The 22,110-nt window shown below is 58.7% G+C and carries 23 protein-coding genes and 1 tRNA gene; 11 read left to right on the top strand and 13 right to left on the bottom strand.

What is annotated here, in order from left to right; genetic code table 11:
• The 3 genes from rloB (at position 1) to pabB (ending at position 4,014) form a co-directional block, all read left to right on the top strand.
• Entirely contained in the window at positions 1 to 1,536 is a 1,536-nt protein-coding gene (gene rloB, locus VNV36_RS00530) for an osmotic stress tolerance membrane protein RloB (RefSeq protein WP_325715223.1), read from the top strand.
• The gene (locus tag VNV36_RS00525; RefSeq protein ID WP_056784132.1) at positions 1,536 to 2,522 is read left to right on the top strand and encodes an alpha-L-glutamate ligase-like protein; all 987 of its coding nucleotides are present in this window, start codon (positions 1,536 to 1,538) and stop codon (positions 2,520 to 2,522) included. Before rloB ends, VNV36_RS00525 begins: the two co-directional genes overlap by 1 nt.
• Before the next feature lie 148 nt (positions 2,523 to 2,670).
• Positions 2,671 to 4,014 (top strand): aminodeoxychorismate synthase component I, encoded by a 1,344-nt coding sequence (gene pabB / locus VNV36_RS00520; protein ID WP_325715219.1) that lies wholly within the window; start codon positions 2,671 to 2,673, stop codon positions 4,012 to 4,014.
• Between the two features lie 93 nt (positions 4,015 to 4,107).
• On the opposite strand, the gene thrH is transcribed toward pabB, so the two are convergent.
• The gene (thrH, locus tag VNV36_RS00515; RefSeq protein WP_325715217.1) at positions 4,108 to 4,725 is read right to left on the bottom strand and encodes a bifunctional phosphoserine phosphatase/homoserine phosphotransferase ThrH; all 618 of its coding nucleotides are present in this window, start codon (positions 4,723 to 4,725) and stop codon (positions 4,108 to 4,110) included.
• 164 nt (positions 4,726 to 4,889) lie between these two features.
• Between thrH and VNV36_RS00510 the strand changes: the two genes are divergently transcribed.
• The 3 genes from VNV36_RS00510 (at position 4,890) to VNV36_RS00500 (ending at position 8,522) form a co-directional block, all read left to right on the top strand.
• Positions 4,890 to 5,630 carry a phosphoadenylyl-sulfate reductase gene (locus tag VNV36_RS00510; RefSeq protein WP_325715215.1) on the top strand — a complete coding sequence of 247 codons (741 nt, stop codon included), beginning with the start codon at positions 4,890 to 4,892 and terminating at the stop codon, positions 5,628 to 5,630.
• Between the two features lie 570 nt (positions 5,631 to 6,200).
• The gene (locus VNV36_RS00505) at positions 6,201 to 7,739 is read left to right on the top strand and encodes an NCS1 family nucleobase:cation symporter-1 (RefSeq protein ID WP_325715213.1); all 1,539 of its coding nucleotides are present in this window, start codon (positions 6,201 to 6,203) and stop codon (positions 7,737 to 7,739) included.
• Between the two features lie 54 nt (positions 7,740 to 7,793).
• Positions 7,794 to 8,522, top strand: a complete 729-nt coding sequence (locus tag VNV36_RS00500) for an aspartate/glutamate racemase family protein (RefSeq protein ID WP_325715212.1) — start codon at positions 7,794 to 7,796, stop codon at positions 8,520 to 8,522.
• 121 nt (positions 8,523 to 8,643) lie between these two features.
• On the opposite strand, the gene VNV36_RS00495 is transcribed toward VNV36_RS00500, so the two are convergent.
• Complete coding sequence (locus tag VNV36_RS00495) at positions 8,644 to 9,567, bottom strand: LysR family transcriptional regulator (RefSeq protein ID WP_325715210.1); 924 nt, start codon at positions 9,565 to 9,567, stop codon at positions 8,644 to 8,646.
• Positions 9,568 to 9,693: 126 nt separating this feature from the next.
• Between VNV36_RS00495 and VNV36_RS00490 the strand changes: the two genes are divergently transcribed.
• On the top strand, positions 9,694 to 10,440 hold the full coding sequence (locus tag VNV36_RS00490) for a 3-oxoacyl-ACP reductase family protein (RefSeq protein ID WP_325715208.1): 747 nt from the start codon (positions 9,694 to 9,696) through the stop codon (positions 10,438 to 10,440).
• 63 nt (positions 10,441 to 10,503) lie between these two features.
• On the opposite strand, the gene VNV36_RS00485 is transcribed toward VNV36_RS00490, so the two are convergent.
• Positions 10,504 to 11,199, bottom strand: a complete 696-nt coding sequence (locus VNV36_RS00485) for an HAD-IA family hydrolase (RefSeq protein WP_325715206.1) — start codon at positions 11,197 to 11,199, stop codon at positions 10,504 to 10,506.
• A 247-nt stretch (positions 11,200 to 11,446) separates the two neighbouring features.
• Here VNV36_RS00485 and VNV36_RS00480 point away from each other — a divergent pair, with 247 nt between their 5' ends.
• On the top strand, positions 11,447 to 11,632 hold the full coding sequence (locus VNV36_RS00480; protein WP_325715204.1) for a UCP019853 family protein: 186 nt from the start codon (positions 11,447 to 11,449) through the stop codon (positions 11,630 to 11,632).
• A 69-nt stretch (positions 11,633 to 11,701) separates the two neighbouring features.
• Here the strand turns inward: VNV36_RS00480 and VNV36_RS00475 are convergent, their stop codons facing one another.
• From VNV36_RS00475 to VNV36_RS00440, 8 genes are all read right to left on the bottom strand, one after another.
• Positions 11,702 to 11,869, bottom strand: coding sequence for a hypothetical protein (locus VNV36_RS00475; protein WP_325715202.1), 168 nt, complete (start codon positions 11,867 to 11,869; stop codon positions 11,702 to 11,704).
• Positions 11,870 to 11,987: 118 nt separating this feature from the next.
• Positions 11,988 to 12,407 (bottom strand): glycine zipper domain-containing protein, encoded by a 420-nt coding sequence (locus VNV36_RS00470; RefSeq protein ID WP_325715200.1) that lies wholly within the window; start codon positions 12,405 to 12,407, stop codon positions 11,988 to 11,990.
• 135 nt (positions 12,408 to 12,542) lie between these two features.
• Positions 12,543 to 12,914, bottom strand: a complete 372-nt coding sequence (locus tag VNV36_RS00465) for a hypothetical protein (RefSeq protein WP_016773803.1) — start codon at positions 12,912 to 12,914, stop codon at positions 12,543 to 12,545.
• A 311-nt stretch (positions 12,915 to 13,225) separates the two neighbouring features.
• Positions 13,226 to 13,414 carry a hypothetical protein gene (locus tag VNV36_RS00460; RefSeq protein ID WP_325715197.1) on the bottom strand — a complete coding sequence of 63 codons (189 nt, stop codon included), beginning with the start codon at positions 13,412 to 13,414 and terminating at the stop codon, positions 13,226 to 13,228.
• Positions 13,415 to 13,593: 179 nt separating this feature from the next.
• Positions 13,594 to 13,914, bottom strand: a complete 321-nt coding sequence (locus tag VNV36_RS00455; RefSeq protein WP_125918571.1) for a YbjQ family protein — start codon at positions 13,912 to 13,914, stop codon at positions 13,594 to 13,596.
• A 71-nt stretch (positions 13,915 to 13,985) separates the two neighbouring features.
• Positions 13,986 to 15,266 (bottom strand): Y-family DNA polymerase, encoded by a 1,281-nt coding sequence (locus VNV36_RS00450; RefSeq protein WP_325715195.1) that lies wholly within the window; start codon positions 15,264 to 15,266, stop codon positions 13,986 to 13,988.
• A complete protein-coding gene (locus VNV36_RS00445) occupies positions 15,253 to 15,684 on the bottom strand; it encodes a LexA family protein (RefSeq protein ID WP_325715194.1) in 432 nt (143 codons plus the stop codon). The genes VNV36_RS00450 and VNV36_RS00445 overlap by 14 nt, the downstream gene beginning before the upstream one ends.
• 250 nt (positions 15,685 to 15,934) lie before the next feature.
• Positions 15,935 to 16,024 (bottom strand) — tRNA-Ser (locus VNV36_RS00440).
• A gap of 296 nt (positions 16,025 to 16,320) precedes the next feature.
• Here VNV36_RS00440 and VNV36_RS00435 point away from each other — a divergent pair.
• The 3 genes from VNV36_RS00435 to VNV36_RS00425 all read left to right on the top strand — a co-directional run bounded on the left by VNV36_RS00435 (position 16,321) and on the right by VNV36_RS00425 (position 19,057).
• A complete protein-coding gene (locus VNV36_RS00435) occupies positions 16,321 to 17,010 on the top strand; it encodes a crotonase/enoyl-CoA hydratase family protein (RefSeq protein ID WP_325715192.1) in 690 nt (229 codons plus the stop codon).
• Between the two features lie 218 nt (positions 17,011 to 17,228).
• Complete coding sequence (locus VNV36_RS00430) at positions 17,229 to 17,951, top strand: lysophospholipid acyltransferase family protein (RefSeq protein WP_325715190.1); 723 nt, start codon at positions 17,229 to 17,231, stop codon at positions 17,949 to 17,951.
• A gap of 134 nt (positions 17,952 to 18,085) precedes the next feature.
• A complete protein-coding gene (locus tag VNV36_RS00425) occupies positions 18,086 to 19,057 on the top strand; it encodes a magnesium and cobalt transport protein CorA (RefSeq protein ID WP_325715188.1) in 972 nt (323 codons plus the stop codon).
• A gap of 87 nt (positions 19,058 to 19,144) precedes the next feature.
• On the opposite strand, the gene VNV36_RS00420 is transcribed toward VNV36_RS00425, so the two are convergent.
• Together VNV36_RS00420 and VNV36_RS00415 are read right to left on the bottom strand one after the other, a co-directional pair.
• Positions 19,145 to 19,867, bottom strand: coding sequence for an amidotransferase (locus VNV36_RS00420; RefSeq protein ID WP_325715186.1), 723 nt, complete (start codon positions 19,865 to 19,867; stop codon positions 19,145 to 19,147).
• Between the two features lie 92 nt (positions 19,868 to 19,959).
• Positions 19,960 to 22,104, bottom strand: a complete 2,145-nt coding sequence (locus VNV36_RS00415) for a 3-hydroxyacyl-CoA dehydrogenase NAD-binding domain-containing protein (protein ID WP_325715184.1) — start codon at positions 22,102 to 22,104, stop codon at positions 19,960 to 19,962.
• Positions 22,105 to 22,110 lie beyond the last annotated feature (6 nt).

Raw genomic sequence — 22,110 nt, 5'->3', positions numbered from 1 at the left:
ATGCGTTCTCTAACCTTCCACCTGAAAATCCTGATCGCCGTGCTGGTGCTGCTGGGCGTTTCGATTACGGCCTATCAGATTTTCGTACTCGGTATTCCGGTGACCGAAGACGCCACCGACGACCTGTGGAACATCGACGCCAAAGTCGAGTTCGTCGCCAGTACCAAGGATCCGGTGAAGATCCAGATGTTCGTGCCGCCGTTGAGCCGCGATTACGTCAGCCTCAACGAGAGCTTCATCTCCAATAACTACGGCGTGGCGGTAAACCGCGTCGACGGCAACCGCAAGGTGACCTGGTCGGCCCGTCGCGCCAAAGGCAACCAGACGCTGTATTACCGCCTGGTGCTGACCAAGCGCTACACCGCTGAGAAATCCAAGGTCAAAGGCCCGACCTTCCGTGACAGCATGGTCATCGAAGGCCCGGAAAAAATCGCTGCCGAAGCCCTGCTCGCGCCGATCCGCCAACACTCGGCCGACGTCGAAACCTTCATTGGCGAGGCGATCAAGCGGGTCAACAACGTCAACGACGACAACGTAAAGCTGCTGCTGGCCGGCGATCCGTCGACTTCGCACAAAGCCAAAATTGTTGAATTGCTGCTGTCCATCGCCCACGTCCCGGTAGAAAAAGTCCACACCATCCGCCTCGTCGCCGATCAGCCGCAAATGCCGGAACTGTGGCTGCGCAGCTTCAATGGCAACGACTGGCTGTACTTCAACCCGGAAACCGGCGAACAAGGCCTGCCGACCGACCGCCTGCTGTGGTGGACCGGCGATGAAAACCTGATCACCGTCGACGGCGGCAAGAAAGCCAACGTGACCTTCAGCCTGAACAACAGCGAAATGAACGCGATTCGTCTGGCCAAGCTGACCGACGAAAACACCGACGCCAATTTCCTCGAATACTCGCTGTACGGCTTGCCGCTGCAGACCCAGCAGACCTTCATGATCATGGTGATGATCCCGATCGGCGTACTGGTGATCCTGATCCTGCGCAACCTGATCGGCCTGCAGACCCTGGGCACGTTCACCCCGGTGCTGATCGCCCTTGCCTTCCGCGAAACGCAACTGGGCTTCGGCATTCTGCTGTTCACGGTGATCACTGCGCTGGGCCTGTCACTGCGTTCCTATCTGGAACACCTGAAACTGCAAATGCTGCCGCGCCTGTCAGTGGTGCTGACCTTTGTGGTGGTGTTGATCGCAGCGATCAGCCTGTTCAGCCACAAGCTCGGGCTCGAGCGCGGCTTGTCGGTGGCGCTGTTCCCGATGGTGATTCTGACCATGACCATCGAACGCCTGTCGATCACCTGGGAAGAACGCGGCGCCAACCATGCGCTGAAAGTCGCGATCGGTACGCTGTTCGCCGCCTCCCTGGCGCACCTGATCATGACCGTGCCGGAGCTTGTGTACTTCGTCTTTACCTTCCCGGCGATCCTGCTGATTCTGGTCGGCTTCATGCTCGCGATGGGTCGCTATCGCGGCTACCGCCTGACCGAACTGGTGCGCTTCAAGGCCTTCCTGAAGAAGGCTGACGCCTGATGTTCGGTTTCTGGAAGACCTGGAAGGCCCTCGAGGCGCGCGGCATCATGGGCATCAACCGCCGAAACGCGGACTACGTGCTCAAGTACAACAAGCGCAGCCTGTACCCGATCGTCGATGACAAGATCCTCACCAAGGAACGCGCCATCGCCGCCGGCATTCATGTGCCGGAGCTGTACGGGGTGATCTCCACCGAGAAGGAAATCGACAAGCTCGACGAGATCATCGGCGGGCGCAGTGACTTCGTGATCAAACCGGCCCAGGGCGCCGGCGGCGATGGCATCATCGTCATCGCCGACCGATTCGAAGGCCGTTATCGCACGGTGTCGGGCAAGATCCTCGCCCACGAAGAACTTGAGCATCACATCTCGAGCATCCTCACCGGCCTGTATTCGCTGGGCGGCCACCGTGACCGGGCATTGATCGAATACCGCGTAACCCCGGACCAGATCTTCAAAAGCATCAGCTACGAAGGTGTGCCGGATATCCGCATCATCGTGCTGATGGGCTACCCGGTGATGGCGATGCTGCGCTTGCCGACCCGCCAGTCCGGCGGCAAGGCCAACCTGCACCAGGGCGCCATCGGCGTCGGTGTGGATCTGGCGACCGGCTTGACTCTGCGCGGCACCTGGCTGAACAACATCATTACCAAACACCCCGACACCACCAACGCGGTGGACGGCGTGCAACTGCCCTACTGGGACGGTTTCATGAAGCTCGCCGCCGGCTGTTACGAGCTGTGCGGGCTGGGTTATATCGGCGTGGACATGGTGCTCGATCAGGAAAAAGGCCCGCTGATTCTCGAACTGAATGCCCGGCCGGGGCTGAACATCCAGATCGCGAATGACTGTGGACTGACCTTGCGTACCCACGCGGTTGAAGCGCGGCTGGAAGAGCTGAAGGCGCGTGGCGTGACGGAGTCGGTGGAAGAGCGGGTAGCGTTTACCCAGGAGATGTTTGGGCATATTCCTGCGGTCGAGGGCTGATCAGATTTGTGGCGAGGGAGCTTGCTCCCTCGCCACAGGTTGCTCGCCCGCCGCTGCTGATCTGCCAATCCCCGACATCCCCTCTAGGAGCAATTCCCGCAGAGGACTACAATCCCCACCCCGCCTCAACGGCCGATCTGCCCCGCCCATGCTGACCTGCTCCGTATACCCACTGCCCTACCGCGCCAATCCCGCCGCCTATTTCGCGGCCATTCACAACGCCCCTGGCGCCGTGCTGCTCGACAGCGGCCGACCAAGCGCGGAACGCGGCCGTTATGACTTGCTCAGCGCTTGGCCGCTGGAGCAGCTGGCGGTGTTGCCGGACGAAAGCGGTGCGCATTTCCTCCAGCGCCTGCGTGACAACCTCAGCCGCCTGGGCGAAGCGCAATTGCCTGCCGGGTACGAATTGCCGTTCGCCGGCGGACTGATTGGTTATTTGAGCTACGACTTTGGCCGGCATCTGGAAAATCTGCCAAGCCAGGCGCGGGATGATCTGCAATTGCCTGATGCGCGCTTTGGCCTGTACGACTGGGCGCTGATCAGCGATCACCAGGCGCAAACCAGCCAGTTGGTCTTTCACCCCTCGCTTGTCGACACTGAGCAGCAGCGCCTGATCGCATTGTTCACCCAGCCGACCGCTGAACCGCTCACCCCGTTCAAAATCAACCAGCCAATGGCCGCCGACCTCTCGGCTGACGATTACCGTCAGGCGTTCGAGCGCATTCAGCACTACATCCAGGCCGGCGACTGCTATCAGGTCAACTTCGCACAACGCTTTCGCGCTTCCTGTCAGGGCGACCCGTGGCTGGCCTATTGCGCCCTGCGCCAGGCCTGTCCGACGCCGTTCTCCGGTTTCCAGAGCCTGCCCGACGGCGGCGCAGTGCTGAGCCTGTCACCGGAACGCTTCGTCAAAGTCAGCCGGCGTCAGGTCGAAACCCGTCCGATCAAGGGCACCCGCCCTCGCGGCCTGACCCCGGCCGAAGACGCGGCCAACGCCGCCGAGCTGCTGGCCAGCCCCAAGGACCGCGCGGAAAACCTGATGATCGTCGACCTGTTGCGCAACGATCTCGGGCGCAGCTGCCGGATCGGCTCGGTACGGGTTCCGGAGTTGTTCAGTCTGGAAAGCTATCCCAACGTGCATCACCTGGTCAGCAGCGTGACCGGTGAACTGGGGCCTGACCGTGATGCGCTGGATCTGATCGCCGGCAGCTTCCCCGGTGGTTCGATCACCGGCGCACCAAAGATTCGCGCGATGCAGATCATCGATGAGCTGGAGCCGACCCGGCGTGGTCTGTATTGCGGGTCATTGCTGTACCTGGACGTGCGCGGCGAGATGGACAGCTCCATCGCCATTCGCAGTCTGTTGGTCAAGGACGGGCAAGTGTGCTGCTGGGGCGGCGGCGGCATCGTCGCCGATTCGGACTGGCAGGCGGAGTATCAGGAGTCAATGACCAAAGTGCGGATCCTGCTCGATACCCTGCAGAACCTCTGAATGACACACCCCCTGTAGGAGCTGCCGAAGGCTGCGATCTTTTGATTTTCAAAAGCAAAGATCGCAGCCTTCGGCAGCTCCTACAGGGACGGTTTACAGACTCAAGTCCCGGTTTGAGGCTTTGAGGAATTCCCGCTTCAGCTCTTCAAACGTATGCACCGCCGGAAACTGCGGAAACTCGCGAATCACATTATCCGGCGCATGGAACAGAATCCCCGCGTCCGCCTCGCCGAGCATGGTCGTGTCGTTGTACGAATCCCCCGCTGCAATCACCCGGTAATACAGGCTCTTGAACGCGAGCACCGACTGCCGCTTCGGATCCTTCTGACGCAGTTGATAGCCCGTCACCCGCCCGCTTTCGTTGGTGACCAACCGATGGCAGAGCAATGTCGGAAAGCCCAGTTGGCGCATCAACGGCTGCGAAAATTCGTAGAAAGTGTCCGAGAGAATCACCACCTGAAAGCGTTCGCGCAGCCAGTTGACGAATTCTGCCGCACCGTCCAGCGGCTTCAGAATGGCGATCACTTGCTGAATGTCCGCGAGCTTCAAGCCGTGCTCATCGAGGATGCGCAGGCGCTGCTGCATCAGCACGTCGTAATCGGGAATATCCCGGGTGGTGGCCTTGAGGGATTCGATTCCGGTTTTTTCGGCGAAGGCGATCCAGATTTCCGGTACCAGTACCCCTTCAAGATCCAGGCAAGCAATTTCCACAAGACACTCCCGTTTGTAGTGATTATCGAGTCGAGCGACGCCAGACTCTAGCGGCTGCACCTGAGGTGCGCAACGCAGAGGACGCCCCGGGCGCGGCAGCTTTTTGTTACCATCGGCCCCCTATAGAGCGCCCGAGCGCCACTGACCTGTAGGAAGCCGCCCTGATGAGCCCAACGTTCGACGTCGTGGAACTCGCCACGACCTATGCCAGCAAATCCGCCCAGGACATCCTCAAACTCGCCTTTGCCGAGTTCGGCGATGATTTGTGGATATCTTTCAGTGGCGCGGAAGACGTGGTGTTGGTGGACATGGCGTGGAAGCTGAACAAGAACGTCAAAGTGTTCAGCCTCGACACTGGCCGCCTGCACCCGGAGACCTACCGCTTCATCGAGCAGGTGCGCGACCATTACAAGATCGATATTGAAATCGTCTCGCCGGACTACACGAGACTTGAACCGTTCGTGAAGGAAAAAGGCCTGTTCAGTTTCTACAAGGATGGTCACGGTGAATGCTGCGGCATCCGCAAGATCGAACCGCTGCGGCGCAAACTGTCCGGCGTCAGAGCCTGGGCCACTGGCCAGCGCCGTGACCAGAGCCCGGGCACCCGCAGTGCCGTGGCGGTGCTGGAGATCGACACTGCTTTCTCGACACCGGAACGCACCCTGTACAAGTTCAACCCGCTGGCGCAGATGACCAGCGAAGAGATCTGGGGTTACATCCGCATGCTTGAGCTGCCGTACAACAGCCTGCACGAGCGCGGCTTCATCAGCATCGGTTGCGAACCCTGCACCCGGCCGGTCCTGCCGAACCAGCATGAGCGCGAAGGCCGCTGGTGGTGGGAGGAAGCCACGCAGAAAGAATGCGGGTTGCATGCGGGGAATATCATCAGCAAGAGCAAGGTTTGATCGCCTGCTGAATGAAATCCCTGTGGGAGCGAGCCTGCTCGCGAAGGCGTAGTTCCAGTCTGCGTTTTAGTTGCCTGATCCACCGCATTCGCGAGCAGGCTCGCTCCCACATTGAAATATGCCAGGCGCGCAAGGTGTACACAGGAATGTCACCATCGGTGCCATTTATGTGTGCACTTTCCATTTCCACGCCCTGAAAAGTTACATAACCCACCAAAATCCCCGCGTACTCGCACCTCCGCACAATCCCTGCGCTGAAAAAATACCTGTCCGACCGATCAATCTATATCGCCTTTTTTTCAGTCACTTATGACGTATCGATGGCTTTCCGAAATCAGCCCTGCCATCCCTGGATTCGCAACTGGCACAAATCTGGCTTTAGTGCATACATGTTTTGTATACAAAAATGCAAAACATGCACACTTTCGATCCGCAAGCCTGAAGCGCCCTATCCCGTACAGGCTGCAGATGCCCCGTAACCAGTGATGTTTCATTGCCGCGACGAAGATTTGTCGAGCCTGATCGCTCATGTACAGTCATCGCGGCCCTGAACATCAGGAGCCTGCCGGAATGCGTACAAGTCTTTCGAATAACATCGCGCTGAATCTGCCTTCCTCCACGCTTGATCAACCGTCGCCCCATGACGGACTGAGCGAGCCGCTGCAACTGAGCCCGCGTCTGCACAACAGCGATCTGGCGCCAACCAAAGCCGAAGGCCGGCGCTGGGGTCAGTACAGCATCTTTGCCCTGTGGACGAACGACGTACACAACATCGCCAACTACTCGTTCGCCATCGGCCTGTACGCCCTGGGCCTGGGCGGCTGGCAGATTCTGCTGTCGTTGGGGATCGGTGCGGCGCTGGTGTACTTCTTCATGAACCTGTCCGGCTACATGGGGCAGAAAACCGGGGTGCCGTTTCCAGTGATCAGCCGGATCAGTTTCGGCATCCACGGTGCGCAAATTCCTGCATTGATCAGGGCGGTTATCGCCATCGCCTGGTTCGGTATTCAGACGTACCTGGCCTCGGTGGTTTTCCGCGTGTTGCTGACCGCTGTGCATCCCGGCTTCGCGGCCTACGATCACAACTCGATTCTGGGCCTGTCGAGCCTGGGCTGGGTGTGCTTCGTGGTGATCTGGCTGGTGCAACTGGCGATCCTCGCCTACGGCATGGAAATGGTTCGCCGCTACGAAGCCTTTGCCGGACCGGTGATTCTGCTGACCGTTGCCGCCCTCGCCGGATGGATGTACTCCCAGGCCAACGCGACCATCGCCTGGTCGGTCCGCGATCCGCTCACCGGTGGCGAGATGTGGCGCAACATCTTTGCCGGTGGCGCGTTGTGGCTGGCGATCTACGGCACGCTGATTCTCAACTTCTGCGACTTCGCCCGTTCCTCGCCGTGCCGCAAGACCATCAAGGTAGGAAACTTCTGGGGTTTGCCGGTGAACATTCTGGTGTTCGCTGCGATTACCGTGCTGCTGTGCGGCGCACAGTTCCAAATCAACGGGCGCATCATTGAGAGCCCGACCGAAATCATCGCCTCGATCCCCAATACATTCTTCCTGGTGCTCGGCTGCCTGGCCTTCCTGATCGTGACGGTCGCCGTGAACATCATGGCCAACTTCGTCGCCCCGGCATTTGTCCTGAGTAACCTGGCGCCGAAGTACCTGACCTTCCGCCGCGCCGGGCTGATCAGCGCAACCATCGCGGTGTTGATCCTGCCGTGGAATCTCTACAACAGCCCGTTGGTGATCGTCTACTTCCTGTCGGGCCTCGGCGCCCTGCTCGGCCCGCTGTACGGCGTGATCATGGTCGACTACTGGCTGCTGCGCAAAGGCCGGATCAACGTGCCGCAGCTCTACAGCGAAGATCCCGCCGGCGCTTATTACTACAGCCGCGGCGTCAATTTCCGCGCGGTGGCGGCGTTTATTCCTGCAGCGCTGATCGCCATCGTCCTGGCGTTGGTGCCCGGGTTCCACAGCGTTTCGCCGTTCTCCTGGCTGATCGGTGCCGGAATCGCCGGCATGCTTTACCTGATCATTGCCAAACGCCAGCCGCACTACGCCGACGTCAGCGGCGAATGCATCGCTGTGGATAACGTCAGCCATTAATCCCTTCGCGGCCCGGTTTTCGGGCCGCACCACTGCCTGCAATAAGGATTTTCCATGCGTATTCTCGTGGTCAACGTCAACACCACCGAGTCCATCACCGACGCCATCGCCCGCTCGGCCCAGACCGTCGCTTCACCGGGTACCGAAATCGTCGGCCTGACCCCGTACTTCGGCGCCGAATCGATTGAGGGCAATTTTGAAAGCTATCTGGCCGCCATTGCCGTGATGGATCGGGTGATGGCCTATGAACAACCGTTCGATGCGGTGATCCAGGCCGGCTACGGCGAGCATGGACGCGAAGGTTTGCAGGAACTGCTCAACGTGCCGGTGGTGGACATCACCGATGCAGCAGCCAGTACCGCGATGTTCCTCGGCCATGCCTACTCGGTGGTGACCACGCTCGATCGCACCGTGCCGCTGATCGAGGATCGGCTGAAATTGTCCGGCCTGTGGGACCGCTGTGCCTCGGTGCGTGCCAGTGGTCTGGCGGTTCTGGAACTGGAACATGAACCGCAGCGCGCACTGGAAGCCATCGTGCATCAGGCCGAACTGGCGGTGACCCAGGACAAGGCCGAGGTGATTTGCCTGGGTTGCGGTGGCATGGCGGGGCTGGATGAGCAGATTCGTCGGCGCACCGGCGTGCCGGTGGTGGACGGGGTGACGGCGGCGGTGACGATTGCCGAGTCGCTGGTGCGCTTGCGCTTGTCGACGTCGAAGGTGCGGACTTATGCAGCGCCACGGCCGAAGAACATTATTGGTTGGGCGCAGCGGTTTGCTCGCTGAGTTACCGTTTCGAAACCGAGTTGCCCTTTTTCGCGAGCAGGCTCGCTCCCACATTTGGAACGCGCCTTTCCTGTGGGAGCGAGCCTGCTCGCGAACGGGGCGACCCGGTCTGAGATCTTGTTCAGACAGCACTGAACCGCCGCGCCAACCCCTGCTCAACAAACTGCTCAATCACAAAATCGACAAACGCCCGGGTCTTGCCCGGCAACAATTTGTGCTCGGCGTAATAGATCGAAATGTTGCCGTCATCGACAAACCAGTCCGGCAACACCCGCTGTAACGTCCCTGCCTGAAGATACGGAACCGCAAACGGCATGCTCACCAGCGCAATGCCCAAACCTTGCATCGCCGTTGCACAGGCAGCCTCGGAATCACTCATGGTCATTCGCGCGCGCAACGTAAGCGGATTGTGTTGCTGATCGCGATGGGTGAGTTGCCAGGAACGCACCCGCCCGGTTTGCGGAGAGCGAATCAGAATCCCGTCGTGTTGTTTGAGGTCATCGGGATGGGTGATCGGCGCGTGGCTCTGCAGATAATCCTGCGATGCCACCAGCACCCGATGCGCCGGCGTCAGTCTGCGCGCGACCACGCCCTGCGGCAGTTCAAAGCCACCGCCAATCGCCGCATCGAAGCCCTGCCCGATCAGGTCGACCTGACGGTTATCGAAGTGCCAGTCCGGGTTGATCGCCGGAAAGCGGCGCAAAAATTCGCCGAGCAGCGGCACGATGTACAGACGCCCGAACACCGTGCCCATGCTGACTTTCAGCGTGCCGGTCGGCTGTCCTTCGGCGCTGGCCAGATTGGCCACGGCGTTCTGGATGGTGGTTAGGCTGGCACTGACTTCACTCAAAAACAGCTGCCCTGCTTCGGTCAGGGTCAGGCTGCGTGTACTACGCTGGAACAGCCGCACACCGAGCCGCGCTTCGAGTTTCGCCACGCTTTTGCCTACCGCCGCCGGGGTCAGACTCAAGCGTCGCGCGGCCTCGGCGAAACTGCCGACTTCGGCGCTGCGTACAAAGCATTCGATACTGCTGAAGGTTTCCATGGCTGCCACTATAAACTTCTGGTTTACACAGACTATAGCAATCAAGGTCTACACGACCGTGCATCAGAGGTCGATACTCGGCTCCAACAACAGGGCATCCCGCCTTGAACATTCTGGAGATCGCACATGACCACTCAACACCTCAGCGGCAAAGTCGCTCTGATTCAAGGCGGATCGCGCGGTATCGGCGCAGCCATCGTCAAACGTCTCGCGGCTGAAGGCGCCGCTGTAGCCTTCACCTACGTCAGCTCCGCAGCAAAAGCCGAAGCGTTGCAGAACAGCATTACGGGCAACGGCGGCAAAGCCTTGGCAATCAAGGCCGACAGCGCCGACGCGGGCGCCATTCGCCAGGCAGTCAGCACTACAGTCGAAGCGTTTGGTCGGCTGGACATTCTGGTGAATAACGCCGGCGTGCTGGCCATCGCGCCGCTGGAAGATTTCAAACTCGAAGACTTCGATCAGACTCTCGCCATCAACGTGCGCAGCGTGTTCATCGCCTCGCAGGAAGCAGCCAAGCACATGAGCGAAGGTTCGCGGATCATCAACATCGGCAGCACCAACGCCGACCGCATGCCCTTCGGCGGTGGCGGTGTGTATGCGATGAGCAAATCGGCACTGGTCGGCCTGACCAAAGGTCTGGCCCGCGATCTCGGCCCACGTGGTATCACCATCAACAACGTGCAGCCCGGCCCGGTCGACACCGACATGAACCCGGCCCATGGCGACTTTGCCGACAGTCTGATCCCGCTGATGGCCGTGGGCCGTTACGGCACAGCCGATGAAATCGCCGGTTTTGTCGCCTACCTCGCCGGGCCGGAAGCCGGTTACATCACCGGTGCCAGCCTGACCATCGACGGTGGTTTCGGCGCCTGATAAACCGCAAAGAAAAAACGCCGCCCTGCATGTATTTACAGGGCGGCGTTTTGTGTTTGCCGGTCAGGCCCATTCCAGCGCCGGCAAGCCAAAGACGCCAGGCGTGAAGTCTTTCAACGAACGAAGAATGCCGTCAGCGTGGGCATACTTTTCATCGGCCATCGCTGCGTCGGGAATGGCAATCGCTGTCATCCCCGCCGCTTTTGCAGCGGTTACACCGAACGGCGAATCCTCGAACACCAGGCAGTCGCTGGGCGCGACACCCAGACGCCGGGCAGCGGTGAGGAAGATATCCGGCGCCGGTTTGGCCGCGCCGACTTCCGGATCGTCCGCCGTAACGATGAAGTCGAACAGCGCGAACCAGTCCCGATGCAATGTGGTTTTCTGGCCAAACGACTGACGCGACGAACTGGTGCCGACCGCGATCGGGATGTTATGCGCCTTGAGATGACGCACCAGCGCTTCAGCACCCGGCATCGCCTGGGCCTTGGGGAAACGCTCGCGCATCAGCGGCTCGCGAATGGTCAGAAATTCTTCCGCAGTGATCGGTAGCTCGAGCGCCTGCACCACGTAATTGGCCAGGTCGTTGGCCCCGCGACCAATGATGTTCTGCTTGACGCTCCAGTCGAAGGTGCGTCCGTAACGCTCGGCAATCATCGAGGTGACCTCGGTGTAAATGCCCTCCGTGTCCAGCAGCAAACCGTCCATATCGAAAATCACGGCCTTGATCGGGCCGAACGCTTTCAGCGATGCATTCATCATCGGATCCGTTATCAAAGATATCCCGGGCGACATGCAAGTGCCGCAGCGCGGATCTGATTAATGGGTTCAGCAGCATAGCGAGGCCGGTGGACATTGAGCAACGGGCAATCCCGTCGGTGCGCTTGTCAGCTCGCCGCCATTTAGCGAAACCCCCTACAGACACTGCCTACTTCCCGACTTATTTCCTGTTTGATCCCCCGCACAGTCCGCGCTCCTGTCTTTTCATGTGCGCGAGCGACTGCGAATGTTCCAACCCGATCGGCTCCAGACGCTTGACGATGGTTTCTCATGTGAGGTTCATGGGCGCTTGGAAGGCGATACCTTCAAGTCATTCGTCGAATTTGCAGATCAAGACATTCACTTCGATTTTCCGCAGCTCAATGAGCAATTTGTGAAAATTACAGCAGAAAGAATCGACGTCTCGTTCTGAGGAACTGATCTTCTGTAGGGGCCTGCTGAGTCAGGCCCTTAAACCAGAGTTCAAACCCTCAATATCCACTCACTGCTCATCCCCATCCTCCTCATCCTCCATATCTGCCTCATCCGCATCCTTCAACGGCACCTTCGCATCATCCGTCACCGATCCAGGATCTTCACTGCCCGGGTCATTGATAAACGGCACTCCACTCGGGCCCTTCTCTTCTTTGCCTTCAGTTTCAGGAGTCATGGCGAACCTCTTGATCGCGTGGGATGTATGACTTTCGAAAAGCCCTACAGTCAATCGTTCCTCTTCCTGACCGCCAGACACGAAAAACCCGGCGCCGGGCCGGGTTTTCGCTGATCAATCAGCGATGTTTATTTTTGTGTTTGTTCTTGTGCTTGTGGCCGCCGGAATGAGATCCACCGTCGTCGTCGCCGAGATTGTTACCGACCGCACCGCCGGCTGCGCCGCCCAGGCCCGCGCCAATGGCGGAACCGGTGGAACCGCCGAGGCTGTTGCCGACGACCGAGCCGCCAGCTGCGCCAAGCCCGCCACCTATCGCAGCCTCGGTACGGTTGCGTTTGTTCGCGCCAACGGCACTGCCGGCCGCGCCGCCAACACCTGCGCCGACCGCCGCCCCCGTGCTGCCGCCGAGTTGTCCGCCAACCACATTACCCAGCGCACCGCCGAGACCACCGCCTACGGCAGCGGTGCCGTCTCCGGCCGCCATCGCGCCTTGCGCCACGAACAAGCCGAAAAACAGTGCAGATAATGACAATCGCATATGAACCTCGCAGTTCCCGAATCGGGACAGTCCGCCCAAGCGGGGCGTATGCAGATTGGAGATGATTTCGGACGAAACGTTCAGCCATGAAAAAGCCCGACATCAAGTCGGGCTTTTTCTGACAGACAATCAGTCTCAGTGGCGCTTGTGACCTTTGCCCAGGTTGCTGCCAACTGCACCGCCGGCCGCGCCGCCCAGACCCGCGCCGATGGTGGCGCCGTTGCGGCCGCCGAGGCTGTTGCCGATCACCGAACCACCGGCCGCGCCGACACCGCCGCCGATGGCCGCTTTGGTGCGGCTGCCCTTGCGCGCTGCGACTGCGCTGCCCGCTGCGCCCGCGACGCCAGCGCCAATGGCGGCGCCGGTGCTGCCGCCCATTTTCTGACCGACCACGTTACCCAGCGCACCACCCAGGCCACCGCCCAGCGCCGCTGTGCCATCACCGGCAGCCATCGCACCTTGAGCAACCAGCAGGCCAAGAACCAGAGCAGGCAGTGTTAAACGCATGACGAAAACCTCAAATAAACAGGATAACGAGAAGGAGCCGGATTTAATGCGCTCGGCGCAGGAAAGTCCAGACACAGGCAACAGCGTCGATTGGACAGCGATCCAGGAAAAGGTTTTATGCCGGACAAAAAAAAGCCCGCTGGGGAGACGGGCTGGAGACTTGCTTTCTAACGGATGGCTTCACCCTACGTTGACCGACGTGAAAAGTTTGTGAAAAAAAACCTACATTAATGTCAACGTCGGCCAGGAATTTGAACCACATAGTTGCGCGCAGAAAAAACCCCGTTCAGTGACGGGGCTGCGGTGCGAGATCACTTTCTGTTCCTGGCCGTGACCTTGGGTAGAAATTTCGCTTTCGGCCCTTTCGGGGCTGTGGATTTGATTTTGCCGTTGCTCACCGGGTCTTCGCCAAAGCCCGATTGATACTCCGTCTGACCGCAGCGCACACAGTTGTTGAAAGAAAACTCAGCGCCATCGTCTTCGATATACGAACCTGTCATAGCTTCTCCCCTTCACAACCGGGTCGACACCGGCAAAACTGTTTTGCCTGAAAAATATCGACCCTCAGCGCTTTTGAGACTAGCCGGTCATTCCTGGACTTGTGATTCAGACCCCCTTGGCTCCGACGAATGGCGAATGTTGCCGCCGGCTGGACTGATCCTGAGCGGCAATTCCATCCTCAGCGCAACTTGACCGCAGTCCCCGTCACAAACACCACAACCATTCCGCCCTTCCCAGCCGGCATGCTGATTTCAAAATCCACGCCGACCACCGCGTCAGCCTGCAGCGCCCGCGCTCGATCTTTCAGTTCATCGGTTGCCTGGATGCGTGCCTCCTTCAGCGCCCTCTCCAAAGTCTGCGACCGCCCACCAAAGAAGTCGCGCATGCCCGCGAACATATCGCGGATAACGTTGACGCCCTGCACAGACTCGGCGCTGACAATATCCAGATACGTTGTGATCTGCCGCCCCTCGACGGAATGAGTGGTGGAAATGATCATGAAAGTCGTCCTTTTACCGCAAAAGTGAAGGCGGCGATTGTAACGCAGCACCAAACGTGGCACCCGTGGCTTCAATTACATTTAACGACCCACAACTGATCGATCCTCGTCGTAAAACTCGAACTCATCATCTCCCGCCGCATCCTCCAGGCAGGATCGGCCGGCACACTACCCGCTCGCAACGTCCCATGCCCCCAGCGCTGGTTGATCTGATCCAGCACCCCCATCACCCTCTCCGCCGCTTGAGGTTGGGACTGAGCAAACAGGTCTTCGGTAAATTCTCCGGGCTGCCGAAGATCCATCAATAACACCTCGGCCTTGCTGTATTTGAAGCCTGGCCTGAACAGTCGATCAATCGCGTCAGTCGCTACTTTGCTCAGCAGTCGCACATCATTGGTGGGGTAAGGCAATTCAATCAGCGCGCCATTGGCGTACTTGGCCTCCTCCGGATTAAACATGCCGGTACGGATGCTGACGCGGACCTTCTTGCATAACGAGTTCTGTGCACGCAGTTTTTCCGCTGCCCGATGCACATAAGTCGCCACCGCTTCCTTGATCGGCTCGATGGTGGTCAGGCGTTTACCGAACATGCGACTGCTGCAGATCTCTTGCTTCGGCGGCTCTTTTTCCGATAACTCCAGACACGACGTCCCGCCCAGCTCGCGCGCAGTCTTCTCGATCACCACGCTGAATTTACGTCGCAACGTCCACGGATCGGCCCTCGCCAGATCCATGGCGCTGTTGATCTGCATGCTTTGAAGATGGGCTTTCATCCGCCGGCCAATGCCCCACACTTCGCCGACGTCGGTGTTGCGCAGCACCCAGTCGCGCTTGACCGGGTCGCAGATATCGACAACCCCGCCGGTATGCGCCTGCAGGCGTTTCGCAGTGTGGTTGGCGAGCTTGGCCAGCGTTTTCGTCGGAGCGATGCCGACGCCGACCGGGATGCCGGTGCATTTATAAACGGCGGATCGAATGCTTCGACCCAATATCGTCAGGTCGCCAGAAATGCCGCTGAGATCGGCAAACGCCTCATCGATGCTGTAAACCTCGACGGCGGGCACCATGGATTCGATGATCGTCATCACCCGCTCGCTCATGTCGCCGTAAAGCGCATAGTTGCTGCTGAACACCTGGATGCCGTGGCGGCGCAGATCATCGCGAATCTGAAAATACGGTGCGCCCATTTTCACGAAGGGCTTGGCGTCGTAGCTCCGCGCAATGACGCAACCGTCGTTATTGCTCAGCACGACGATCGGCGTCTTCGCCAGATCGGGCCGGAAGACTCGCTCACAGCTGGCATAGAAGCTATTGCAATCGATCAGCGCGAAAACCTGGTCACGATTTGCCATGGTCGCGCACGCTATAAGTCACCACACCCCAGATAACCAGCTCGTCCCCTTCCATCACGTAGCGAGGTGGGTATTTACTGTTGGCCGACAACAGAATGATGGTGTTATCGCGCTTATGCAGGCGCTTGCAGACAGGCTCGGAGTTCAGACCAGCGATAACGATATCGCCATGTTCGGCATTCAGGCTGCGATTGACGATCACCAGATCGCCGCAAAAGATGCCGGCGTCCTGCATGCTCTCGCCTTCGATCTTCGCCAGATAAACGTGCGGCGCACGAATGTCGAAAACCTCATCGAGCGAGATGTGCTTTTCAATGTGATCAGCCGCCGGCGAAGGGAAACCGGCCGGAATCCGAAACGAATACAGCGCAAGCTTTTCGCCCGCGCCTGACAAAGGGCCGAGGATGGTGACGCTCATGATACGAACCTGATAGTGAATTTACTGTATGCACATACAGTAGACTCGGGACGGTTCGGGGGGTCAATGAGGCGTGTAGGAGATTTCGACGGGTGACAGGATTTTGTATAACTCTGGAGAGAAATTGATCGCCAAAACACATTTCATGGACGCCGATCATCAACGGTTCCACATCATTATTTTGCAGACGCCAAAAACCACAAACCCCCGACTTTCTCTAGGAAAATCAGGGGTTTGCGTTTACTGAATGTGGCGGTGAAGGAGAGATTCGAACTCTCGATACAGTTTCCTGTATACACACTTTCCAGGCGTGCTCCTTAAGCCACTCGGACACTTCACCGTATCTCTGCAGACATGTTCTGTCTGTCGAGGCGCGCTAATGTAGTCGAAAGCTTTTCCGATGGCAAACTTTTTTTCAGAATTTTCATGCGCTTAAGAGAGCACGCTGCCTTCTGCCATAGCGGGCGATGGCAAACCCGCCAATGTCGGGTAAGCCGTGCGCTTCATTTATAGCAGGCAACACGCGTGCAACGCTGGCCGGGGCGCAAAACGGTGACTGGCAGGTCAGTCACGGCGCTTTACCTTGCCCGCGACGGTGGGTAACGTCTGCCCATCTTTCTAATAAGGAATAGCGTCATGAGCGAGTTGATTGCCTACCACCTCGAAGACGGTATCGCGACCCTGATCCTGAATAACGGCAAGGTAAACGCCATTTCACCAGACGTGATCGCGGCGTTTAACGGGGCGCTGGATCGGGCGGTAACTGATCGGGCCGTGGTGATCATTACCGGGCAGCCGGGAATTCTGTCGGGAGGTTATGACCTTAAAGTGATGACTGCCGGTCCGAAAGAGGCCGTTGCGCTGGTGACTGCCGGCTCGACGCTGGCCCGTCGCCTGCTCTCTCACCCTTTCCCGGTGATCGTTGCCTGTCCGGGACATGCCGTAGCCAAGGGGGCATTCCTGCTATTGTCCGCTGATTACCGAATCGGTGTTGAAGGTCCATTCAGCATCGGTCTGAACGAAGTGCAGATCGGCATGACCATGCACCACGCCGGGATTGAACTGGCGCGCGATCGCTTGCGCCGTTCGGCTTTCCACCGTTCGGTGATCAATGGTGAGATGTTCGATCCGAACAGCGCTGTTGACGCAGGCTTCCTCGACAAGGTCGTGACTGCTGAAGAATTGCAGGGCGCTGCCCTGGCTGCCGCGCGTCAGTTGAAGAAGATCAATATGCTGGCGCACAAGAACACCAAGTTGAAAGTGCGCAAGCAACTGCTGGAAACCCTCGACGACGCCATCATTCAGGATCAACAACATCTGGGATGACGCATCCGAAAATGCACGCCAGAGCACAGCCCGACCATCGCGTCGGGCTTTTTCTTACGCCCGAGTTGAGATGCGCTACAAGCTCTAGGACGCGCCTGACAGCCATTGCTGAAACATGCGCTTAAACATCGGCCATCTCCGCACTCTATAGCGGCAATTGCCGAAAACAGTGCACATCCGTACACTGCGCCACCTTTTGTCCCGGTGGGCCTGCAAAAATGCTGTTTTTGTTGCGTATGTTGTTGATGGGCCTGCACTTTATGCTGGCTGGCGTACTGGGCGTGATTGTCGGTTTGTGCCGGCCGTTCAATCCGGACAATAGCCGCCTGTGTGCTCGTCTCTACGCCCTGCCGGCGATGTGTATCTTGCGTTTACGAGTAAAGTCGGACGTCAGCGGCCTGACGAACAAGCCCGACAGTTGCGTGATCATTGCCAATCACCAATCCAACTACGATCTGTTTGTGTTCGGCAACGTTGTCCCCCGCCGTACCGTGTGTATCGGCAAGAAAAGCCTGAAGTGGGTGCCGTTGTTCGGTCAGTTGTTCTGGCTGGCTGGCAATGTGCTCATCGACCGAGGCAATGCGCACAAGGCACGGCAGTCGATGCTTACCACCACCCGCACCTTGCAGAACGAAGACACCTCGATCTGGGTGTTCCCGGAAGGCACGCGCAACCTCGGCGAGGACTTGCTGCCTTTCAAGAAAGGCGCGTTCCAGATGGCGATTGCCGCCGGCGTGCCGATCGTTCCAGTGTGCGTAAGCAGCTACATCAAACACATGCGCCTGAATCGCTGGCGCAGTGGCAACGTTTTAATACGTTCTCTGCCGGCCATTCCTACAGCCGGATTGACGATGGATGACATGCCGATGCTCATCGAGCGATGCCGTGAACAGATGCGCGAGTGCATCGAATCCATGGATCGGCAACTGCAAGTTGCCTGACAAGCGAACCCGCCCAGTGCGGGTTTTCTTATGCCGGATGAACTGTAGAAGTTTCACTGACTCTCAAGCAGCGACACGGCTAAGCTGAAGCCATGTTTCCCCTGCCATCTGCCAAGAAGAAGTGAATCACCACCATGGGTCGAGTTGTTGCTGCTGCGGTGTACAGCGAGGGTAAGAAAGTCACCAATATTTCCTTGGATGAAGGCGCCGCCTGGGCAGCAAAGCCTGGTCACTTCGTCTGGATCGGTCTGGAAGAGCCAGACGCACAGGAGTTATCCAACCTGCAACGCCAGTTCAATCTGCACGAACTGGCTATCGAAGATGCCCTGGAAAAACACAGCCGGCCAAAGCTGGAAACCTTTGGTGACGCTCTGTTTATCGTCACTTACTCGCCTGTGCGCGAAAACGGCGTTTTGCAATTTATCGAGACGCATATTTTCGCCGGCCGGGGTTACATCATCACCGCACGCAATGGCCACTCCGCGTCCTACGCGTATGTGCGCCAACGCTGTGAGGCGCGCCCACTGCTGCTGGAGCACGGTGAAGATTTCGTTTTGTATGCGTTGCTCGATTTCGTCATCGAAAACTATCAGCCCGTTGGCGAAGCGATCCATGCGGAAATCGATGAGCTGGAGCGCAACGTACTATGCAGCGCCCTCAACGAGCGAGATATCCAGAAGCTCCACGGTTTGCGCCGCGATGTCGTACGCCTGCGTCGGTATGCAGCGCCGATGGTGGAGATTGGCGAAGAACTGCAAAAGCTCAGCTTTCCGTTCATCGACAAAAACATGCGCCCGTATTTTCGCGATGTGCAGATTCACGTGACGCGGCAGATGGAAGACCTGAGCACGCTGGCGGACATTGCCAGTCAGACCATCGAAATTGGCGTATTGCTCGAAGCGTCCCGGCAGAGCGTGGTGCAGCGCAAGTTTGCGGCGTGGGCGGCGATTCTGGCGTTTCCGACGGCAGTGGCGGGGATTTACGGGATGAACTTCCAGAACATGCCGGAACTGACCTGGCATTACGGTTATTTTGCGGTGCTGGGATTTATTGCAGTGGGCTGTGTCAGTTTGTGGGCGAGTTTCAAGAAGTCAGGCTGGTTATAGAAAGCAAAAGATCGCAGCCTTCGGCAGCTCCTACACTGAAATTCTGTAGGAGCTGCCGAAGGCTGCGATCTTTTGATCTTGCGACTGTCAGGCAGCTTCTGGTTTGTGCGCCACGAACCGCATCATCCACTCCGCAACCGTGGCGCCGTGGTGCTCCTGCTCAAGGCTCGCCACACCCTTGCTGTAGATCTGCGAACCTAACGCTTCCTGACGCAGATCGAGCAGCGCGCGGGAGTAATCGTGAATGAATTCCGGGTGGCCCTGGAAACATAACACTTGATCGTTGATGTGATACGCCGCGAACGGGCAGAAATCGCTGGAGGCGATCACGGTCGCATTTTCCGGTAGCGCGGTGACCTGGTCCTGATGACTGATCAGCAGTGTCAGCTCTTCGCGCACTGGGCTCATCCACGGCGCCTTGGCCGCCAGTTTGTAGCTGTGGGTACCGACGCCCCACCCCTGGGAGGCCCGCTCGCTCTTGCCGCCAAGCAGCAACGCCAGCAATTGATGGCCGAAGCACACGCCGAGCAGTTTGTCGCCACGCTCGTAGCGATTCAGCAGATAAGTCTTGAGGGTCTGGATCCACGGATCGCTGCCGAATGAATCAGCTTTGCTGCCGGTGACCAGATACGCATCGAAAGTCAGATCGTCGCTCGGATACTCGCCGTTCACCACGTTGAAAACAGTGAATTCAGCGGCAATCGGTTGTTGCGAGAACAGACGCTGAAACATCTGCCCATAGCCTTGATATTGATCAATCAATTCAGGACGCAGGATGTCGGTTTCGAGAATGCAGATGCGCAACGACATAAAAAATACCTGACACGTGATGGGAATAATGAACACTCCAGAGCCTGCCTTGAAACACCCGATCAAGGCAAGCCCCAAAGCATTCGTCGATCCTAGAACATCTGACCTTTCGCCGCTTTATCCAGCAGCAACGCTGGCGGCGCAAACCGCTCGCCGTATTGCTCGGCCAGATACTGCGCACGGGCGACGAAGTCCTTCACGCCGTACTGGTTGATGAACTGCAGCGCACCGCCGGTCCATGGGGCAAATCCGATGCCGAAGATCGAACCGACGTTGGCATCCGCCGTCGAGGTCAGCACGCCCTCCTCCACACAGCGCACGGTTTCAATAGCCTGCACAAACAACAGACGATCACGCACATCCTTCGCTGAAATCTGTCCGCCAGCCTGTTCGAAGCGTGTTTTCAGTTCCGGCCACAAATGCTTATGGCCACCGGCCGGATATTCATAGAACCCGGCACCTGCAGCTTTGCCCGGGCGCTTGTATTCATTGAGCATCAAGTCAATCACGGCGAAGGCCGGGTGCTCAATCAGTGGTTTCCCTTCCGCCTGTAGGTCCTTGGCTGTCTGCTGACGGATATGGTTCATCAGGCTGAGGGAAACTTCGTCGGAGATTGCCAGAGGCCCGACCGGCATCCCGGCCTTGCGTGCTTCGGTCTCGATCATCGGCGCACTGACGCCTTCGCCGAGCATGGCGATGCCTTCATTGGTGAAAGTGCCGAAGACGCGTGAAGTGAAGAAGCCGCGACTGTCGTTGACCACGATCGGGGTTTTCTTGATTTGCAGGACGAAATCGAAACCGCGCGCCAGGGTTTCGTCGCTGGTTCGCGCGCCCTTGATGATTTCCACCAGCGGCATTTTTTCTACAGGACTGAAGAAATGCAGGCCGATGAATTTGCCCTGATCCGGTACGGCCGTCGCCAGACCGGTGATCGGCAGTGTCGACGTATTGGAGGCGATCACAGCCTCGGCGCCCACAACCTGCTGCGCTGCGGCAGACACCTTGGCCTTGAGCTGGCGATCCTCGAATACCGCTTCGATGATCAGATCGCAACCGGCCAGATCGGCATCGCTTGCGGTCGCAACGATCCGCGCCAGCACCGCGTCGCGCTGTTCAACAGTCATCTGGCCACGGGCAACTTTCTTGTCCAGCAATGTCGTTGAATGCGCCTTGCCCTTCTCGGCAGCGGCGAGATTGATATCCTTGAGCACGACTTCGATACCGGCCGAGGCGCTGACGAACGCGATGCCGGCGCCCATCATCCCGGCACCGAGCACGCCCACCCTGCGCGTGACATAAGGCGCAAAACCCTGGGGTCGTGAGCCGCCGGCGTTGATCTCATTCAACTGGAACCAGAACGTGCCAATCAGGTTTTTCGAGATCTGCCCGGTCGTCAGTTCCGTGAAGTAGCGGGTTTCAATCAGGTGCGCCGTATCAAAATCAACCTGAGCGCCCTCCACCGCCGCGCACAGAATCTTCTCCGGTGCTGGCAGCGTGCCTTGGGTTCTGGAGCGCAGGATCGACGGCGCAATCGCCAGCATCTGCGCCACTTTCGGGTTCGATGGCGTGCCGCCAGGAATCTGGTAGCCCTTGACGTCCCAGCGCTGCACCGCCGACGGATTGGCGACGATCCAGGCGCGCGCCTTGGCCAGCAGCTCATCGCGATCCGCTGCCAGTTCATCAATCAATCCGACCTGCAGCGCCTGTTGCGGGCGAATTTTCTTGCCTTCGAGCAAGTACGGCAGGGCTTTTTCGATACCGAGCATGCGCACCATGCGCACCACTCCGCCGCCGCCCGGCAACAGGCCGAGAGTCACTTCCGGCAGACCGAGTTGCACCGAGGCGTCATCCACAGCGATGCGGTGGTGACAGGCCAGACAAATTTCCCAGCCACCGCCCAGCGCCGCGCCGTTGATGGCCGCAACCACCGGTTTGCCGAGGGTTTCCAGCGTACGCAATTGGCCCTTGAGGGTCAGCACCATGTCGTAGAAGGCTTTGGCTTCAGGCTTGCCGACCTTGATCAATTCATTGAGGTCGCCGCCAGCAAAGAAGGTTTTCTTCGCTGAGGTGATGATTACCCCGGCGATGCTGCCTTTTTCCGCTGACAAGCGAGCAACGCAGGCTGCCATGGCCTCGCGATACACAGCGTTCATGGTATTGGCGCTCTGGCCCGGCATATCAATGGTCAGTACGACGATGTCGTCCTGGCCTTTTTCGTAACGAATGGCTTCGCTCATAACAGG

Origin of the sequence: Pseudomonas sp. (genome assembly GCF_035554175.1) — a bacterium.
Classification (GTDB): Bacteria; Pseudomonadota; Gammaproteobacteria; order Pseudomonadales; family Pseudomonadaceae; genus Aquipseudomonas.
Note: the sequence above shows the minus strand (reverse complement) of the source record. Positions and strands in the feature narration are given on the sequence as shown.

Excerpts from the sequence above, each read along its gene's own strand:
- rloB (WP_325715223.1), top strand. The coding sequence starts at position 1 with ATGCGTTCTCTAACCTTCCACCTGAAAATCCTGATCGCCGTGCTGGTG.
- VNV36_RS00525 (WP_056784132.1), top strand. The coding sequence starts at position 1,536 with ATGTTCGGTTTCTGGAAGACCTGGAAGGCCCTCGAGGCGCGCGGCATC.
- pabB (WP_325715219.1), top strand. The coding sequence starts at position 2,671 with ATGCTGACCTGCTCCGTATACCCACTGCCCTACCGCGCCAATCCCGCC.
- VNV36_RS00510 (WP_325715215.1), top strand. The coding sequence starts at position 4,890 with ATGAGCCCAACGTTCGACGTCGTGGAACTCGCCACGACCTATGCCAGC.
- VNV36_RS00505 (WP_325715213.1), top strand. The coding sequence starts at position 6,201 with ATGCGTACAAGTCTTTCGAATAACATCGCGCTGAATCTGCCTTCCTCC.
- VNV36_RS00500 (WP_325715212.1), top strand. The coding sequence starts at position 7,794 with ATGCGTATTCTCGTGGTCAACGTCAACACCACCGAGTCCATCACCGAC.
- VNV36_RS00495 (WP_325715210.1), bottom strand. The coding sequence starts at position 9,567 with ATGGAAACCTTCAGCAGTATCGAATGCTTTGTACGCAGCGCCGAAGTC.
- VNV36_RS00490 (WP_325715208.1), top strand. The coding sequence starts at position 9,694 with ATGACCACTCAACACCTCAGCGGCAAAGTCGCTCTGATTCAAGGCGGA.
- VNV36_RS00485 (WP_325715206.1), bottom strand. The coding sequence starts at position 11,199 with ATGAATGCATCGCTGAAAGCGTTCGGCCCGATCAAGGCCGTGATTTTC.
- VNV36_RS00480 (WP_325715204.1), top strand. The coding sequence starts at position 11,447 with ATGTTCCAACCCGATCGGCTCCAGACGCTTGACGATGGTTTCTCATGT.
- VNV36_RS00475 (WP_325715202.1), bottom strand. The coding sequence starts at position 11,869 with ATGACTCCTGAAACTGAAGGCAAAGAAGAGAAGGGCCCGAGTGGAGTG.
- VNV36_RS00470 (WP_325715200.1), bottom strand. The coding sequence starts at position 12,407 with ATGCGATTGTCATTATCTGCACTGTTTTTCGGCTTGTTCGTGGCGCAA.
- VNV36_RS00465 (WP_016773803.1), bottom strand. The coding sequence starts at position 12,914 with ATGCGTTTAACACTGCCTGCTCTGGTTCTTGGCCTGCTGGTTGCTCAA.
- VNV36_RS00460 (WP_325715197.1), bottom strand. The coding sequence starts at position 13,414 with ATGACAGGTTCGTATATCGAAGACGATGGCGCTGAGTTTTCTTTCAAC.
- VNV36_RS00455 (WP_125918571.1), bottom strand. The coding sequence starts at position 13,914 with ATGATCATTTCCACCACTCATTCCGTCGAGGGGCGGCAGATCACAACG.
- VNV36_RS00450 (WP_325715195.1), bottom strand. The coding sequence starts at position 15,266 with ATGGCAAATCGTGACCAGGTTTTCGCGCTGATCGATTGCAATAGCTTC.
- VNV36_RS00445 (WP_325715194.1), bottom strand. The coding sequence starts at position 15,684 with ATGAGCGTCACCATCCTCGGCCCTTTGTCAGGCGCGGGCGAAAAGCTT.
- VNV36_RS00435 (WP_325715192.1), top strand. The coding sequence starts at position 16,321 with ATGAGCGAGTTGATTGCCTACCACCTCGAAGACGGTATCGCGACCCTG.
- VNV36_RS00430 (WP_325715190.1), top strand. The coding sequence starts at position 17,229 with ATGCTGTTTTTGTTGCGTATGTTGTTGATGGGCCTGCACTTTATGCTG.
- VNV36_RS00425 (WP_325715188.1), top strand. The coding sequence starts at position 18,086 with ATGGGTCGAGTTGTTGCTGCTGCGGTGTACAGCGAGGGTAAGAAAGTC.
- VNV36_RS00420 (WP_325715186.1), bottom strand. The coding sequence starts at position 19,867 with ATGTCGTTGCGCATCTGCATTCTCGAAACCGACATCCTGCGTCCTGAA.
- VNV36_RS00415 (WP_325715184.1), bottom strand. The coding sequence starts at position 22,104 with ATGAGCGAAGCCATTCGTTACGAAAAAGGCCAGGACGACATCGTCGTA.